Here is a 17,986-nt window from a genome sequence, read left to right on the forward strand (position 1 = left end):
TTAGCTGTCGGCTTTTTTCTCAGCCGAGTCCAATTCCTTCAAGCGCTGATCAATCAACTGGCACTTGTCCGGCAGATCGGCGCTGGCCGTGCCCAAGTCCATCTTCTGCAACTCGGCATTGATTTCCTTGGCCTTGGCCGGATTCTGTTCGGTGAGCTTGGCCACTTCCTTGGCCAGTTGTTCGCGTTTGGCGGTGGCCTCTTCTGGTGTGCAGGCCCAGACCGGCAGGGCGCAGGCGAGAGTGGCGGCGAGGGTGAGCTTGAGCAGGGTTTTCATGGGGGCGGGCCTCCGTTCCGGTTAAGGCGGGTCAATCGGTGGAGGGTTTCGGGCGGTGAAAAGTTCAGTTCCAGTGTTTTTGACTCGCACAATTTGAGTGACCGAGCGGTCGCGATCTCCCCTGAAAAGTAGGCTTCTTGAGGAAAAGCCGTGGGCTAGAGAGGTTGCGTAAAAAGACGCTGTACGACTTATTGACGCCAGAATGATGGCAATCTACCATCGCGCCATCACATTGATATCAAATTGTGATTTCGAGGGATCGAACAAACTATTCGCCAGCGGTTCTGCGATCGTTTTTGCCACGCTTTGGACGTTCTGACCGAGGCGCGCATTTATCCCCCTTTTGCTTGTTCTCTCACTTGGCCCCGTGTTTTGGCCAGGCAGGGATCGCTTTGCCTGTTGATTACCCAGACCTCACTCGCCTGTCGCAACGAGAGCTCAAACATGGACGTTCGCCAATACGCCTTCCTCGCTGGTCAGCCTTCTGCTGACGTGAAAACCCGTGAGTCGTTTCTGGGCATGCCCAAGCGCGGGCTGGCGTTCCTGCTGGCGAACGTGATGTTCTGGCAACCGATGTGGGCGCAGGCCGACGGCATTGTGGTGGCCAACCCGAACACCGCGCTGGATCGGGCCGGCAATGGCGTGCCGATCATCAACATCGCCACGCCCAACGGCAGCGGCCTGTCGCATAACCAGTTCCACGATTACAACGTCGGCGCGCAGGGTGTCATCCTCAACAACGGCTCGGCGCAGACCTCGAACACCCAGTTGGCCGGGCACATCATTGGCAACCCGAACCTGAAAAACAGCGGCTCGGCGCAAGCGATTCTCAACGAAGTCATCAGCGGCAACCCAAGCCAGTTGCGCGGTTACACCGAAGTGGCGGGGCAGTCGGCGCGAGTGATTGTCGCCAACCCGTATGGCATCACCTGTAACGGTTGCGGTTTCATCAACGCGCCGCGCGTGACGCTGACCACCGGCAAACCGGTGCTGGATGGCGCGGGCCGGCTGGATCGTTTTCAGGTTGATCAGGGTTCTGTGGCCATCGAAGGCACCGGGCTTAACGCGACCAACGTCGACCGCTTCGAAATCATCACCCGTAGCGCGAAGATCAATGCCGAAATCCAGGCGCAGAATCTGACCATTGTTGCCGGGCGCAACGACGTCAACGCACAGACCTTGAACGCCACGGCCCGCGCCGATGATGGCAGCACCAAGCCGCAACTGGCGATTGACTCCTCGGCACTGGGCGGCATGTATGCGGGAGCGATCAAACTGGTGGGCACCGAGGCCGGGGTCGGGGTGAAGCTCGACGGCAAACTGATCGCCAGCGGTGGCGATATTCAGCTTGATGCCAATGGTCAATTGAGCCTGGCCGATACCTCGGCGACCGGTGCGGTCAACGTCAAGGCGGCCAGTCTCGATGCGCGCGGCCCAGTCTATGCCGGCACCGCGCTCAATGTGCAGACCCAAGGCAATCTGACCAACCGCCAGACCCTGGCTGCCCGCGACAGTATTGCCCTGAGTGCCGGTGGGCAATTGACCAACGCCGGAGTCATCGAGGCCGGGGTCAACGCCGACGGCAGCCGTAACGCCAACGGTGATCTGAGCCTGAGTGCGCAAAACCTCGACAACACTGGCAAAAGCCTCATCGCCGGCCGCAATCTGACAGTCAGCACTGCGCAAACCCTGAGCAACCAGGGCGGCACCCTCAGCGGACAAACCACGGCGATCACGGCGGGCACCCTGGACAACCGCAATAGCGGGCGCGTACTGAGCGGCGGCACGATGAACCTGAATGCCGCTCAAGTGCTGAACAACAAAGGCGTGATCAACAGCCAGACCAGACTGACCGGCAACATCGGTCAATTGATCAACCGCAATGGCGAACTCAGCGGCCAGACCGACGCGGTACTGACGGTCACTTCGCTGGATAACGTCGCCGGCGTGATGACCGCCGGGCAGTTGCTCGACATCACCGCCCTCGGCGCGATCAACAACAGCAACGGCGGCCGGATCGGCGCCAGACAAGCGCTGACCCTGCGCGCACAGCAATTCGACAATAGCCAGCAAGGCCAGTTGACCAGTGAAGGCACACTGAGCACCCGCATCAGCGATCGCCTGGACAATCAGAACAAAGGCCTGATCCAGGCCAACGCAGCGATGGATCTGCAAGCCACGCGCCTGGATAACCGCGCCGGCAAGATTTCCAGCCTCAACACCCTGACGGTTACCAGCGCCAATACGGACAACCGCAGTGGCACGATTCGCGCTGATCAGGCGGCGAAACTGTTGATCGGTGAACTGGATAACGGCGACAAGGGCCGCGTTGAAAGCAAGACCACACTGACGTTCGAGGGCAACACGCTGGACAACCGCAATGGCGGTCTGCTCACCTCGACCGGTTTGCTGAGGCTCAAGGCCAACAATGTCATCAACGATGGCGGACGGATTTCCGGCAAGGGCGATGTCGACGCCAACATCGAAAGCCTGAACCAGCAGGGCGGTGAACTGGTTGCCGAAGGCAACCTGTTGCTGACCGGCAAGGCGCTGCAGAACCATCAGGACGGTCTCGTCGGGTCGCTCAAGACCCTGACGGTCAACGTCGACCAGATCGACAACCGCGGCGGCTCGCTCTCCAGCCAGCAGGACCTGCACATCAACGGGTCGCGCCTGGACAACAGCGACGGCGGCAAGGTGCTGTCCGACACCACGCTGGCGCTGAAAGTCGCGCAGATCATCAACGCCACTAACGGCCTGATTTTCAGCAAGGGCGCGAGCACGCTGAGCGGCACCGGGTTGAGTAACGTCGCAGGGCGGATCGTCAGTCAGAACAATCTGGGGCTGACCTTCGACGGCGCGATGGATAACCAGCAAGGCCTGATCAGCAGTGAAGGGCAAATGATCCTCACCGCCGGCAGCCTCGACAATCGCTTGGGCAAACTGTCGAGCCTTGAAGCAATGGCGCTGACCGCCACCGGCGCGGTACTGAGCCAGGGCGGCCTGATCGTCTCGCAGAAAGGCCTGACCTTCAAAAGTGGCAGCCTGGATAACAGCGCCAACGGCATCATCAGCGCCAAGGCCGATTCGACGCTGACCACCGGCGAGTTGAAAAACCGTCAGAGCGGCAGTATCGCCACCGATGGCACGCTGTTGTTGACCGCCGGGCACCTGGACAACTCCGGGGGCACCATCGGTAGCCAGCAGAAACTTCAGGCTTCACTGACCTCGCTGGAACAGGACGGCGGCGAGCTGTTCAGCAACAGCGACCTGACGCTGGACATGAACAACGGCCTGCTCAATAACCAGCGCGGCAATATCCATACGCCGGGCCAGTTGCTGCTGAAAAACCTCAAGGATGTCGACAACAGTGCCGGTGAAATTTCCGCTGCGAAGGCCTGGGGCCTCAATGCGCAAAGCCTGAAAAACGACGGCGGCAAATTGCTCAGCAATGAAAAGCTCACCCTCGTCATCGACCGCGCCCTGAGCAACGTCAAAGGGGTGATTGCTTCCGCCAGCCTCGACAGTCGCAGCGCCAGTCTGAACAACAACAGCGGCGACATTCGCGTGCGGGGTGATGTCGATTTCAGCGTCACCGGAATGTTCGATAACCAGAACGGTGTGGTCATCGCCGACAACGGCCTGACGATTACCGCCGCCAGTCTGGATAACCGTCAGGAAGGCCTCATCGGTTCAACAAAAGCGCTGAAGCTCAGCGTCGACCGTATCGACAACCGCAGCGGCGAACTGTCGAGCAAGGCCGATGTGAGCCTGATCGGCGCCTGGCTCGACAACAGCGACAGCGGTTACATGCTCGCCGGCGGCAATCTGGCGCTGACGGTTAATGACGTCATCAACCGCAACAAGGGGCTGCTGTCCGGTGACAGCGGCTTGACCCTGACGGGCAAGACCCTGGAAAACAGCGGACGTCTGACCAGCCAGAAAGATATCGCAATCAACCTCTCTGCGGGGCTGAACAACGGGCAGGGCAGTGTCGTCGGTGAAGGGGCTCTGGCGATCAACGCCGACAGCCTCGACAACAACGCCGGCACGGTCTCCAGCGCTAAAGCGCTGACCATCGACACCCGTGGCGCCGTCAGTAACCAGGGCGGCAAACTGCTGACCGACACCGACCTGACGCTCAACAGCAGCGCGCTGGATAATCAGCAAAAAGGCGCGATCAGTGGCAAAGGCAAACTGAGCATCACCACCGGCGACCTCAACAACAGCCAGGCCAGCATTTACTCCGCCGATCAATTGCACATCACGGCCGGCCAGGTGACCAACACCGCCGGCAGTCTCGGCGCGGCCAATTCGCTGGTGGCCAATGTTCGTGGTCTCGATCAGCAGGGCGGCAGGCTGTTCAGCAGCAACGCTGATGTCAGCGTCGATCTGAACGGCGGCGTGTTGAACAACCAGGGCGGCGTCATCAGTGCACCGGGTCAGTTGTTGTTGAAGAATCTGGCTGACGTAAACAACCGTGGCGGCGAGATTTCCAGCGAGCAGGCTTTCGAACTGCTCGCCAAGTCATTGGATAACAGCGGCGGCCAACTGCTGAGCAATCAGAAACTCACCCTGCAGATCGACAACGCGCTGACCTCGATCAAAGGCAAGATCGCGGCGGCGGCGCTGCAGGTTCGCGCGGCGAGTCTGGATAACAGCGGCGAGGGTGTTTTGCTCAGTGACAGCGATATCGACGTCAAGGTCGATGGCCTGCTGAACAACCAGAACAAGGGCAGCATCAAGGCCGCGCAACAACTGACCCTCAACAGCACCGGCCTGAATAATCAGGGCGGCACGCTGGTGGGTGTTGCGGGCGTGGCGATCGATCTGGGCGCCACCGCACAGGATCTGAATAACCAGGACGGCCTGATCAGCAGCAAGGGTTCGCTGAGCATCGCCCACCTGCGTGACCTCAATAACCAGAACGGCGTGATCAACAGCAAAGGCGTGTTGAGCATCGATGCGCTGCGCAATCTGAATAACCAGAAGGGCGAGATTTCCAGCGTCAACAGCTTCAGTTTGAAAGGCAACAGCCTGGACAACCGTGGCGGCAACCTGATCAGCAACGATCAGCTGACCCTGACCGCTGCCGAGCTGAAAAACCAGGGTGGTCTGGTCTCCGGCTGGAACGGCGTGACTGTCACCGGCGGCACCCTCGACAACAGTCAGCAAGGCAGTGTTTCCAGTCTGCTCGGCAACACCAGCATCGACCTCAGTGGCGCGCTGACCAACCACAGCAACGGTGGCGTGGGCGCGAAGGGCGAGGTGAGCATCAAGGCCGCGAGCCTCGATAACAGCAACGGCACTCTCAGCAGTGGCGGCAAGCAGACGCTGACGCTGACCGGTGGCACGCTCAGTAATACTTCCGGCGGCTTGATCGAGAGCGGTGACACGCTGGATGTCCGCGCTGTAACGCTGGACAACAGCGGCGGCAGAATTACCGCGAAAAAAGCCCTGACCTTCACCGGCACGCAACTGAATAACAGCCATGGCAGCTTCGTTGGCGATGACAGCGTCAGCCTCGACCTGCTCGGCGCTCTGACCAACGTCAATGGCGCGTTGGGTAGCAACGGCCCACTGCTGATCAAACGCTCCGCCAGCGTCGACAACCGCGGCGGGCAACTGATTAGCCAGACCTTGCTGAACCTGCTCACCAGCGGTGATCTGAACAACAGCCAAAGCGGCACCGTGTCGGCCAACAGCCAACTGGATCTCACCGTTGGCGGCACTCTGCACAACGACACCGATGGCCTGATCTCCAGCCGCGATGCCGGGGTGCACCTCACCGCTGCGGCGCTGAACAACGCCAAGGGCGCTGTGCAAAGCATGACTGCACTGACCGTGAATGCGGGCAGCGGCGCCATCGACAACCAGGGCGGCAAGATCATCGCCCAGAACGGCGACCTGACCCTCACCGCCGCCAGCCTCGACAGCCGTGGCGGTGTGCTGTCGAGCCTCAAGGGTTTGCTGCAGACCCGCCTGACTGACGTGTTGCGCAACGGCCAGGGCGGCAAGATCGAAGGCAGCCGCCTCGATCTGCGCGCACTCGGTGGTATCTACAGCGACGGCGGGCGTATCGCCGCCAACAGCGGTGACATCCTGCTCGATGCCGGTGTCGGCACGCTCGACAACAGCGGCGGCGGGATCTACGCCCGGGGCAAGGTGAAAGCCACCGCCGGCTCGATGAGCAACAACGCCGGCCAGATCAGCGGCAATGGCATCGACCTGGGCGTCAACGGCAACCTCAGCAACCGCAGCGGCCTGATCGAAAGCGCTGGCACACTGACGATTCGCGCCGCCAACCTCGACAACCAGGGCGGCAAACTGCGCGCACTGGGCGCTGGCGGCAAAACCGATTTCCAGATCGGCAGCCTGTTCGACAACCGCAACGGTCTGGTGGAAACCGCCAACAACGACTTCAATCTCGCCACGCCGAGCCTGCTCAATGCCGGCGGCTCGATCACCCATGTCGGCGTCGGCGAATTCGGCATCTCGACCGCCAACGTCATGAACGCCGGCGGCTCGCTGGTGACCCTCGGCGGCCTGACGCTGAACGCGGACAGCTGGACCAACAGCAGTGTGATTCAGGCTGGGCGGTTGACCGTCAATGTCGGCAATTTTGTGCAGACTGCGAGCGGCCAGTTGCTTGCTTCCAATCAGTTGATTGGACGTGGCGGCAATTGGAACAATGACGGATTGATTGCCAGCAGTGGCAATTTCGATATCCAGTTGAGCGGCACTTATGGCGGCAACGGTCGGCTCAGCAGTGTAGGCAATCTTGGCCTCACCGCGTCCGGAATCGAACTGAGCAGCGCGGCCAGCATCACCGGTGCGACGACCGCCACGATCACCAGTCGCGGCAACCTGACTAACCTCGGGCGACTGACGTCGGCAGACAGCCTGACCGTCAATGCCGCAGCGCTGACCAACAACGGGACGCTGGGCAGCGCCGGCTATCTGCGCGTCAACACCGATTCACTGCTTAACCAGAACGGGCTGATTTTCAGTGGCGGCGACATGGCCTTGCGCGTCGGCACGCTGACCAACCGCTACGCCGACATCTATGGCATCGGCAACATCAGCATTGCCCGGGATGACAGCAACGGCTGGAGTTCGTCGATCAACAACGTTTCAGCGACCATTGAAAGCGTGGGTGATCTGAGTCTGGCGGCGGATCACATCGAGAACCGCAAGGATGTGTTCGAGGTCGCCGCAGGTGGAGGACTCGTTTCGGGAACAATTGGTGTTCGATGCACGACGTGTACCTCGTTCAGTGGCATCAATTTCGAGAGTCGCCTGCCCAGCCACCTGGTCTGGGAAGAAAAATACCATTCCACCATCGTCAAGGATTCGGCATCGGGCACATTGACCGCCGGGCGCAACCTGACAGGGAACGGTCGCGAATTCATTAATAACGCGTCGGTCGTCAGCGCCGGCCGGGATATGACATTCAACGTCCAGAACTTCACCAACCAAGGGGCCACTGTCGGGGATTACACCGTCACGCGCTGGATTGATGCACCCAAGGCCAGCAGAGGGTGGAACTTCTGGCAGGACGTGCTGAACTACAACGCCGCGAACGATCCGGATTACGATTCGGGGCAAACAGGTGTTGTGAACGGGAAGATCAGGATGGTTCCCAATATTCACACCTGGGACATGAATAACGTCGAATCGCTCACCCGAATAGGAGGGCGTCAAAGTGGTGGTGAGGCGATCAGATACCTTCTGTTCGGCTCGATCGCTATCGAGCACGACGGGAAATACAGTTACGCTCCGTCAAGTTATGGAACAGGCGTGCGCGCTGAAGCCCCGGCCATCATCAAGAACGCGGTCCCCTTCGACACGAAGATTACCGAAAGCAGCCCGACGGCCAATGCCAACGCAGTCGTTCAGGCCGGCGGCACCGTCTACATCAACGCGACCAACAAACTGGACAACGGCGTCGTTCGCAACGGTAACGCCGCTGCCGGCGGAGCGTCTCGCCTGGGCTCCACGCAACTGGCGGGTCAAGTCACCCCGACAGTCATCCGTATCAACGCCCAGCTTCCTCCAGACCTCGCCCAACAACAGGTCAACCCACTGGCTTTGCCGGGCTTCACCCTGCCGACCGGCGACAACGGTCTGTTCCGCCTCAGCCGCAAGGACGGCAGCGAGCAAGCGATCGTAGCCGGCAAGGACTGGACGATCGGCTCCATCACGGCCGCACCCTCGACACATGCGGGCGGCATGCCGGTCAGGCATGCAACAGACCTCCAGTTCGATAAAAATGATCCAGTCTCGGTGAAGAATCGTGAGCTGGCATTGGCCAGCCGTCCTTCGCTGAATCTCAATGACAAGACGGCTGTCATCAACGTCAATGCCGCTGCCGGTGACGGGCCGGTCGGTGTGCTGATGCCCGCTCGTGGCAACGTTTCTTTCGACGTTCCACGCGTGCAGGCCCTACCCGACACCAGCGTGCGCTCCAACCCGCACAAATATCTGATCGAAACCAACCCGGCGCTGACCAACCTCAAGCAGTTCATGAGCTCGGACTATCTGTTGGGCAAGCTCGGCTACGACCCCGACACCAGCGCCAAGCGCCTGGGCGACGGATTGTTTGAACAACGCATGGTGCAGCAGGCCGTGGTGGCCCGCACCGGCCAGCGCTTCATCGACGGACAGACCTCCGACGAAGGCATGTTCAAGTACCTGATGAACAACGCCATCGCCAGCAAGGATCAGCTCAACCTGTCGGTGGGTGTCACCCTGACCGCGCAACAAGTGGCGGCACTGACCCACGACATCGTCTGGCTCGAAGAGCACGAAGTGAACGGTGAGAAAGTGCTGGTGCCGGTGTTGTACCTGGCACAGGCCAACAACCGCCTGGCGCCTAACGGTGCATTGATCCAGGGCGGTGACGTGACCCTGATCGCCGGTGGCGACCTGAATAACGCCGGTACGCTGCGAGCCTCCAACAACCTGTCGGCCGAAGCCGGTAACAACCTCACCAACACCGGCCTGATCGAAGCCGGTGAACGCCTGACCCTCAAGGCCGGCAACGACATCATCAACAAATCCGGCGGCATCATTTCCGGCAAGGACGTCAGCCTCACAGCCACCAACGGCAGCGTGATCAACCAGCGTGACGTGACCAGTGTCGATGTCAATCGCGGTGGCAACGTGTTCCACCGCGACTACCTGGACAACGCCGCGCGAATCGAAGCGGCCAATGATCTGACGATCAAGTCCGGCAAAGACATCAACAACATCGGCGGTGTGCTGAAAAGCGGTGGGGACATGACGCTCGATGCCGATCGCGATGTGAACATCACTTCGGTGCAGGATCGCAGCACCAATGCGCGAGGCGGCAGTTACCTCAATCAGACGATTACCCAGCATGGGGCTGAAGTGACATCAGGGCGCGATCTGTCGATCAGTGCCGATCGGGATGTGGCGGTTGTGGCCAGTCGGCTGGATGCCAAGCGGGATCTGAGCGTTGATTCAGGCCATGACATTGTCATCACCTCGGCTGCCGACGAGAGTGACTACGTCTCGCGCAGCAAGAAGCGCGCGAACGAAACCCACAGCATCACGCAACAGTCGTCGGTCTTGAACGCCGGACGCGATATCGCGCTGAACGCGGGTAACGATCTGGGCATCATCGCCAGCCGCATCAAGGCTACGGAAGATGTCAGCCTCGATGCGGCTCAGGACATCACCGTTGCCTCGGCCAAAGATGAAAGTTCTTCTTATTACTACAAGAAGAAAAAGGGCTCTTTCGGGCGCAGCAAAACCACCACGACAGAAAGTTATGAGAGCGAGAACGTCGCTTCCGTGATCGAGGCTGGACGTGACTTGACCGTCAACTCGTCCAAGGACGAAGACGGCGCCGTGAGTCTGGATGGCGGGCGCAATGTCACCATCATCGGTAGTCAATTGAACGCCGGCAAAGATCTCGTCGTCGGTGCGACCAACGATGTGGCTGTGCTTTCCGCTACAGAAGAATCCGGCTCTTACACCAAGAAAACCAAGACCGGTACATTCGGCTTGTCGAAAAGTGGCAGCAGCCATTTACAGACTGCTGTTACTCAAGTCGGTAGCCAGTTGAACGCCGGGCATGATGCCGTGGTCCTGGCAGGGCGCGATGTTCATCTGAACGCCAGTGAAGTCAATGCTGACAATGATGCTGAACTGCATGCCGGTCTCGTGGACAAGGAGGGTGATATCACCCTGTCGTCTGCGGATGACCAGGCGTACAGCCGAGCCGAGGAATACAAGAAAAAACTGGGTATGTCGCTCAAGGACACCATTGGTGTCTTTGCCGGTACTCCGGGGCTGGGAGCCGATATTACCGTCGGTGCCTCGCACAATGGCGGACGTGAAGTCGTCAGTTCCAACAGCATTGGCAGCCAGGTCAATGCCGGGCACGATGCGATTCTCAATGCATCTCGCGACATCAACGTCATTGGCAGTGGAATCAGTGCCGATAACAGCGTTTCGCTCGATGCCGGCCGCGATGTCAACGTAGTCGCCTCGATCGATCAGCAGCGCAGCAATACTTGGGAGACGGACGAAAGCGTCGGGATCAAACAGACCATCGACAGCAATGCCTTCACCACGTTCGTTGGCAGCGAAACCCTTCAACATGGCGTCAACAGCAAGGGCTACACCACGGCGGGCAGCTCCATCGATGCGGGGATGAACATCAATGTAAACGCCGGTCGCGACATCAACCAGCAAGGTTCCGATCTGACCGCCGAGAACAACATCCGGCTCAAGGCTGATCGCGACATCAACATCGATGCCAAGGAAGAGGCCAGCGAAGTCACCATCCGTGACAGCATCAAGCGCAACGGCATCACTGTGACCACCGCCTACAACATCGGCAACACCATGGATGGTCTCAAAGGCACTGGCAAAGGTGAAGATGGGGTCAGCAAGGGCTCAAGTGTTCTGAAGTCGGTTGATACGCTGGATCAATTCTTCAATGGACCGAAATTTGACGGACATATCGGCGGCTCGAGCGTCAGTTCCAGCCAGACTCAGACGTCGCTCACTCAACGTCCGTCGACATTGTCTGCCGGCAATGACGTCACGCTGGATGCTGGCAACAACGTCAACGTCAGCGGTAGCCAGTTCAATGCCGGCCGTGACATTAATGTCAAAGGCAAGGACATCACCTTTGATGTCGCGCACGGCTCGGAAAGCAGCGACGGGCATTCGACCCAGAGCAAAGGCGGCATCAAAGGGGGCACCACCGGCGGCTTCAAATTGGGCGTAGGTGTCAGCAATGCCGGCACTTTAGACAAATCGACGCAGGGCACCTCGACGGCCACTCAGTTGAACGCCGGTGGCAGCATCAACCTTGACGCGGAAAACGATCTGACCCTGATCGGCACCCGCGCCACCGCCGATCGGGATATCTCCCTCAAGGCCGGTAACGATCTGAATATTCTCTCGGCGCAAAACGCCTACGAGAGTTCGCACGATCGGCGTAGCTGGGGTGCGGAGGGCGGCATCATTGCCGGCCAGGACGGCTTCGGTGTTTATGGTTCGGCGAATGTGGGTATCGGCGATCTCAACCGTGAGGGCGTCAAGCAGCAAGAAGCCTATCTGTATGCCGGCAACAAACTAGGCTTCGAAAGCGGTCGCGATACCAATATCGCTGGCGCGACTTTGCGTGGCGACGAAGTCATCGGTGATGTCGGTCGCAACCTGACCGTGACCTCGGTACCCAACACCGGCAAGGTCGAAGGCAAGGAGTTCGATGCCAGCCTGACGGTTGCGGTCAGCTTCGGTGCAACGGTCAGCGGTTCTTTGGGTTATGGCGAAACCAACGGCAAAACCAACTGGGTCGACAACCAGACTGTTATCAGTGGCAAAAGCAAAGTCGACATCCGTACCGAAAAACATACGCAACTTGATGGCTCGGTGATCAGCGCCGACAACGGCAACCTGAAACTCGACACTGACACCCTCGGCTACCGCAACATCACGGGCAAGGATAACGAGCACGGGTATTACCTCAATGTCAGCGGCAGTTATGGCGGGGGCGGTGGCGCCCAAGCCGACAAGCCGAACAAGGGCATGGAAGGAGAAAGCAAAAACAGCTGGGCCGTGGAGGGCTACAAGTACGACAAGGATCGTCAGCAGACGCTGAATGCCACCGTGGGTGAAGGTCAGATTGTCGTGCGTAACGACAAGGTCACTGGTCAGGATTCCACGGCGGGTCTTAATCGTGATGTGAACAAGGCCTATGAGATCACCAAGGATGAGGAACATCGCACGACGTTGTATGCGAGCAGTTCCTCCATTGATGCCGTTAGCCATCCGTTAGAGACGCTGGACCGTTGGGGCGAAAGCGTTACCGACTTCAAAAAGAACATGCTCAACCAGGCTTTGGCCGGTGCCAGCTTTCTGCAAAATCTGAAACTGGCAATCAATGCTCAGCTAGTTGATATCCGTGAGGTGTCTCCTTCGCTTCGTAATGAGCTTGGTGATGAGCAGGCATTGGCCATCACAAAGAACTTTGTTCGACAGGGAAAAAATCCTTCGGATATGGATTCCCTTGACCCCGAAGTGCTTGCTGGACTCAAGCGATTTGCCGATCTGGCAGCCGACTACGATAAGGAAATGGCTAAGGAGGTTGATCAGGGCAACATCATCATGGAGCCCAAGAACGACGGTAGTGGGGGAACGAACGTCGTCTATCTCGATACGACCACAGTGAACGAAAAGGTCATTCCCATGGGGCAGGCGGCCCTTTCAGAGCTGGGTGACCTGCTCGTGGTGGCCAATTCATTGCCGGCTGATAAACGTGATCAGCTCAAAACCGTTGCCATTGCAGCTCAAGCTGTAATGGGACCCATGAAGTTCATGGTGAGCTTTACTGCAAACGCTCTGATTAATGCTGCAGCAGGTAAGGAAGTTGAAGAGTTAAAAGATGGCGCGGCGATTAAATTGGCAGCTTTCTTTACCGGTAAATCAGAGGAAAGCCTGAGGAAGAGCAACGAGCTTGCAAAGGGTGAGCATGAGAATGGCAACACCGTCAAGTATCCCCTGGAAGGTGATAACTATGTCGTTGCCTCGCGTTTTCTGATTGATGCGGCGTTAGGTGAGTTTAAGTCCTTGGGAGTCAAGGCGACCGGTCGGGTGCTTGAGGTCAGTAGAAAAACAGGTGGCAAAAACTCTGGTTCTGATCCAGCATCTCCTCCGACTCGACCCCAAGTAACGAAAATTGAAAAAATGGAGGACTTTTTCAATCAGCCAGGTTTTGGCGGCGAATTAGCCGACGCTACTAGAAAAACCTCAAAGAGATTTCAGGGTCAGACCGTTTATCAAGTGACCCAGAAAATTGCGCCAAATATTAAGAAAGGCGACCAGATTTATTTGGATAATCTTCATAAAGACCATTTGGAAGTGTTCGATAAATTTGGTGATGTGAAGTACGTCTTGAATTTGGATGGCTCAAAAAACAATGAGAAAACGGCTAAGGCCCTAGCCGATGGGAGAAAATTGAGATGAATGATTTTGAGTCGGTGAAAAAGTTGATCATCGAGCTGATAAAAGAAAAGACGGGTAGTTTTGATGGCAATAGTTTGGAGGCCGATTACAAACTGGACTGGGAGGCTGAGCTTTCCGAAAGATTGGGAAACGCTTTCTACAATATGTCCAGAGCGGCATCCGCCAAGGAAAGTGCAGACGATGTCATGTTGAAAGTTGCGCTGATGAATTCACGTGTGGACTTCATGGATCTGGCTAATTTTTTTCGCGATATTTATGACGATCTCGATGCGTTGGTAAAAAAACCTTTTTGGCCGGAAATTCCCAAAGGTTTTGATTACGAAAAAGTCTCGGATTAAGAGGCCGCTGGCTGGATCTCAGGCGTGGTGAGTCCCGCCTCGTAATGGGGACGGGCCACGTTTAGAAAGTACTGCGAAAACGTAGTCTGTCCCCGTTTTACACGCTAAAACGGTGGGGCCGACGACAATCAAGTTCGAGCGTGCAGATCCTGGCTCGATTCGTCCCGATTCCTTAAGTGTTACCTACTTGATAGATGGCAAGGCAAAAACCGTATATTTCAGAAACGAACCCCATCAAATTCCGGAGATTATTTAGTGGTTACTGAAGATATAAAAATTGTTCAGGAAATTTTCCAGTTGGTCGAAGCCGGAATAGTCAATGGCTATGATGCTTTTCGTTATGGCGTTGAACTGGGTGAAGGTTATATAGAGACTGAACTGGCAGTCGAGAAAGACGGGGTGGAGGACTGGAACGCCGAAACAGACATCAACGGGGCAATAATTCTTCGTCTGGTTGACCAGTTGCATGCAAATGCAGTCAAGCGCGGTGAACCATGGAAGTCATTTGTCCTGTCTTATCGTGAAGGCGAACAGGTCAAAACAAAATTCAACTACTAAACGGTGATGCGTATTCCAGGCATCCAGGATGCAGCGGGCGGTATTGCCGGCCGCTGCCTTTCCTTTGATTTGCTGATTATCTCTGGTGGCAGCAACTCGAGGCTTTTTCATTTTCATACCGATCATGATGCCGCACCCACTCCATGATCTCGTCCTCATTCCTGCCCTTGGGCGTGAGGTCGAGGTAGTTGTAGGCGCCCACCAACATGTCCAGACCGCGGGCATAGGTTGAGTAGGTGTGGAAAATGTCGCCCTTTGCATCACGATAAAACACGCTCAGCCCCGGCATTTCTTCCTCGGCACTATCAGTCTTTTCGTAGTTGTACGTAGCCTTTCCTGCAGCAACATCTTCAGCGCGGGCGCAAACACCAAAGTCGTAGTTGAAATCGGAACCGTCTGACGACACCCAGTCGAATTTCCAGCCCATACGCCGCTTGAAGGCCTGGAACTGTTCAAACGGGGCGTGGGAGACCGCGACCATTGCGATGTCGTGGTGGGCCAGGTGCAGATTGGCGCCGTCGATGTGGTCGGACAGGAACGAGCAGCCCTGACAGCCTTCCTCCCAGTCCTTGGCGAACATGAAGTGGTAAACGATCAACTGGCTGTGCTTGCCGAACAGGTCGGCCAGCTTCAGTTCGCCGTTTGGGCCGTGAAATTGGTAGTCCTTGTCGACTTTGACCCAGGGCAACGCGCGGCGCTTGGCGCTGAGGCGGTCGCGTTCCTTGGTGAAGGCCTTTTCTTCGGCCAGATGTTGTTTGCGCGCAGCGAGCCATTCTTCGCGCGATACCACCGGATGATTCTCGACGTTCATGATGATTTCTCCTGCGGGGGTTGAAACCGTCTTTGTCAGACTAGTCGTTTAACCCTCGATCAATTCGACAGACCGCCGGTCGGTCGCCGCGGAAAATGGCGCTGAACGGCTGCGATGCGTCCGGGTCACAACCTATGACAGCGCCCCAAATCACGCGCACCGGAGGTTGAATCAGGATGACGACTTATAACTGGGATTTGATTGAACGCCTGCTGCATGAAGTGCAGAACAGTGCAGGCGAAAGTTTCGCGCCGCGAAAATATGCCGAGGACTATGCGGCGCAGAAAGCCAGTGCAGGCGAGCCGATCGAGAATCTGGATCACCTGAAAACGGTGGCTTGCGAATATGAAGGCTTGTTGCTCGATCGTGGATTTATCGAACCGCGCCCGGATCATATGGGCAGTACCGGCAGCAATTTCATTCTGACGCCACGCGGATCAAGCCTGCTGAGCCTGATCGACAGCAGCATTCCCGGCAATGATCATCCGCGGCAGGTGTTGGACGAGCAGGAAGATGCGCTGGATGAAGCGACGTTTGATGAGGTGGCTTCCAAAGCGCAGATTGCCTGACAACCTTTGTGGGAGCGGGCTTGCTCGCGAATGCGCTGTATCAGGCACATAGATGGTGAATGATCCACCGCATTCGCGAGCAAGCCCGCTCCCACATTGGATTGGCATCCTACTAAGGTTTCTGTGCAGCTTTCAGGCACTTCAGGTCATTGAAGTCTTTACGCACCCCTTCGATTTTCTTCAGCAACCGCTGACGCTGCTGCGGCGTACTTTCGGCCATCAGATCCACCGCCAGCGAGCGCGCTTGTGCTTCGGTGTTGGCGTAAGCCTTCTGGTAATCCGTTGTCCATAAACGCTCGCGGTTGACCAGAAGTGTCTCGATTCGTTGTGGGAATTCGGCACTTTTACGCTGGGCAACGGCGTTACTGAACTGCTGCTGCCAATGTGCGCGGTTGGCGATCCATTGAGTGTTCTGATCGCCCAGCGCGGTCGACCAGGCCATCACCCTTTGTTCCTGAGTGGCGCTCAACGGGCCAAGCCAATCGGTCAGGCGCTTGTCCATGCGCGCGCCGCGTTCGGCAATCTGTTGCGCCAGCGGCGGTTTGACGTATTCCTTTTCCCGTTTGCGCAGATCCTTGGCAAACGAATCGTTCATCTCGGCGACTTGCTTGTCGTCCAGCCCTTGCAGCAGCTCGATGGCCGACGGTGTGATCTGCCGTGCAGTTTCGGCAATGGCTTTTTTCGCTTCCTCGGTTCGTGCTTGCAGCGCAGCGTCGGTCACCTGATTGCTTTCGACCATTGCCTGCAAGCGATCCAGCCAGTCGAGGTAGCCCGGCAATTGCGTGGTGCAGTGCCAGTTCAGGTGCTCCTTGAGGCGATCGTTGAACCAGTCTTTTTGCTCGCTGGTCATGTCCAGATAGTCGCCAAGCGTCCATGGAATGATCACGTCGAGATTGCGGTAGGCCAGGCCGACGCGGCTGCAGGCGCCGAGGGCGAGGGTGAAGATCAGCAGGGTGGCGAGGTGTTTGAACCAGCGAGACATGAGCGAATCCTTGCGAGAGCCTGACGTCTGATTCTCATGTGAACGCAGGAAGCTCCCGGCAGTTCAGCCGATCAATAGAATGCGCGCTCGGCCTTGAGCGTCACCAGCCCGTCACACTGGCTGTTGTGTCCCGAGTACGCAGAGCATTCGCTGCCGCTGAGGTTGGAATTGCTGTAGATCAGATCGAGATCGACGCCCATGAACGGTCGGGAAAATTTCACCGACCAATCGGTAAAACTGCTGACATAACCACCGTCCACCGACACAGGCGTGTTCAGTCGGTGGGTGGTGTATTTCATGCTGATCCCGATGCCGAACGGCTGATTGCCGCCGAGGTCGGCGAACAGCGTGTTGTTCTGTTTGTCCGGGTCGTTGCTGACGGCCACACCGAAGCGGCTGCCGAGCAGGGTCAGGCCGCCGAACAGCTCCTGGCTGTCGAGGGTGTCTACTTTGGGATAGCTGTAATGGATCATCCCGACTTCGTAGCCGAGGGTCTGATCGAAAGGTTGTTTAAAGCCGATGTAGGAGTCGATTTCGAGGTTCTTGCCCGGGGTCAGGCCCATGCTCGGTGCGTACTGGCCGACATACAGGCCGCTGTCGTGGCTCAGATCGAGGCCGCCGTGAAACGAGCCGACGGCTGACGGCTTGACCAGTCCCTGAGCCATGCTGCGGCTGGGCGTGGTGCCGAGTTTGAGGTCGAAGTCGCCGAGCTCGCGCTGGAAAATTTGCGCGTGCGCCGATGAGCAGGCCATAAGGCCCACAAACAATAAACAGAATGTTGATTTGAGCATGCGTCACTCCATGAACAGCGAGCGCAGGCTTGAGCCTGCTGAAACGCTTGATCCAGACGCGTGCAAGGATACCGGCGAATGCTCGGCAATGATGGCCGTTCGTCGATTTTCAAAGATTTGGTTAAACAGAAGGAGGGTGTAACGCGGGTGCC

8 protein-coding genes are annotated in these 17,986 nt (G+C 57.7%); 4 read left to right on the top strand and 4 right to left on the bottom strand.

Translation table 11 applies throughout. The features are described 5' to 3' along the window. Positions 1-276: a hypothetical protein gene (locus HDC30_RS06505; protein WP_097086740.1), complete on the bottom strand. Its 276-nt coding sequence runs from the start codon at positions 274-276 to the stop codon at positions 1-3. A 444-nt stretch (positions 277-720) separates the two neighbouring features. Here HDC30_RS06505 and HDC30_RS06510 point away from each other — a divergent pair, with 444 nt between their 5' ends. The 3 genes from HDC30_RS06510 to HDC30_RS06520 all read left to right on the top strand — a co-directional run bounded on the left by HDC30_RS06510 (position 721) and on the right by HDC30_RS06520 (position 14,681). Next, positions 721-13,785: a hemagglutinin repeat-containing protein gene (locus HDC30_RS06510; protein WP_260319897.1), complete on the top strand. Its 13,065-nt coding sequence runs from the start codon at positions 721-723 to the stop codon at positions 13,783-13,785. Beyond that, positions 13,782-14,123 (top strand): hypothetical protein, encoded by a 342-nt coding sequence (locus tag HDC30_RS06515; RefSeq protein ID WP_115984915.1) that lies wholly within the window; start codon positions 13,782-13,784, stop codon positions 14,121-14,123. Before HDC30_RS06510 ends, HDC30_RS06515 begins: the two co-directional genes overlap by 4 nt. A 255-nt stretch (positions 14,124-14,378) precedes the next feature. Further along, a complete protein-coding gene (locus HDC30_RS06520; protein ID WP_150370472.1) occupies positions 14,379-14,681 on the top strand; it encodes a hypothetical protein in 303 nt (100 codons plus the stop codon). 76 nt (positions 14,682-14,757) lie between these two features. Here the strand turns inward: HDC30_RS06520 and HDC30_RS06525 are convergent, their stop codons facing one another. After that, complete coding sequence (locus HDC30_RS06525) at positions 14,758-15,492, bottom strand: thioredoxin family protein (protein ID WP_183781720.1); 735 nt, start codon at positions 15,490-15,492, stop codon at positions 14,758-14,760. 176 nt (positions 15,493-15,668) lie between these two features. Between HDC30_RS06525 and HDC30_RS06530 the strand changes: the two genes are divergently transcribed. Beyond that, positions 15,669-16,061: a transcriptional regulator gene (locus tag HDC30_RS06530; protein WP_096797478.1), complete on the top strand. Its 393-nt coding sequence runs from the start codon at positions 15,669-15,671 to the stop codon at positions 16,059-16,061. A 112-nt stretch (positions 16,062-16,173) separates the two neighbouring features. On the opposite strand, the gene HDC30_RS06535 is transcribed toward HDC30_RS06530, so the two are convergent. Together HDC30_RS06535 and HDC30_RS06540 are read right to left on the bottom strand one after the other, a co-directional pair. Beyond that, complete coding sequence (locus tag HDC30_RS06535; RefSeq protein WP_183781723.1) at positions 16,174-17,043, bottom strand: DUF6279 family lipoprotein; 870 nt, start codon at positions 17,041-17,043, stop codon at positions 16,174-16,176. Between the two features lie 71 nt (positions 17,044-17,114). Beyond that, on the bottom strand, positions 17,115-17,834 hold the full coding sequence (locus tag HDC30_RS06540) for a TorF family putative porin (protein ID WP_183781726.1): 720 nt from the start codon (positions 17,832-17,834) through the stop codon (positions 17,115-17,117). Positions 17,835-17,986 lie beyond the last annotated feature (152 nt).

This window comes from Pseudomonas sp. JAI115 (genome assembly GCF_014200835.1).
Taxonomy (GTDB): domain Bacteria; phylum Pseudomonadota; class Gammaproteobacteria; order Pseudomonadales; family Pseudomonadaceae; genus Aquipseudomonas; species Aquipseudomonas putida_A.

Excerpts from the sequence above, each read along its gene's own strand:
- HDC30_RS06505 (WP_097086740.1), bottom strand. The coding sequence starts at position 276 with ATGAAAACCCTGCTCAAGCTCACCCTCGCCGCCACTCTCGCCTGCGCC.
- HDC30_RS06510 (WP_260319897.1), top strand. The coding sequence starts at position 721 with ATGGACGTTCGCCAATACGCCTTCCTCGCTGGTCAGCCTTCTGCTGAC.
- HDC30_RS06515 (WP_115984915.1), top strand. The coding sequence starts at position 13,782 with ATGAATGATTTTGAGTCGGTGAAAAAGTTGATCATCGAGCTGATAAAA.
- HDC30_RS06525 (WP_183781720.1), bottom strand. The coding sequence starts at position 15,492 with ATGAACGTCGAGAATCATCCGGTGGTATCGCGCGAAGAATGGCTCGCT.
- HDC30_RS06530 (WP_096797478.1), top strand. The coding sequence starts at position 15,669 with ATGACGACTTATAACTGGGATTTGATTGAACGCCTGCTGCATGAAGTG.
- HDC30_RS06535 (WP_183781723.1), bottom strand. The coding sequence starts at position 17,043 with ATGTCTCGCTGGTTCAAACACCTCGCCACCCTGCTGATCTTCACCCTC.
- HDC30_RS06540 (WP_183781726.1), bottom strand. The coding sequence starts at position 17,834 with ATGCTCAAATCAACATTCTGTTTATTGTTTGTGGGCCTTATGGCCTGC.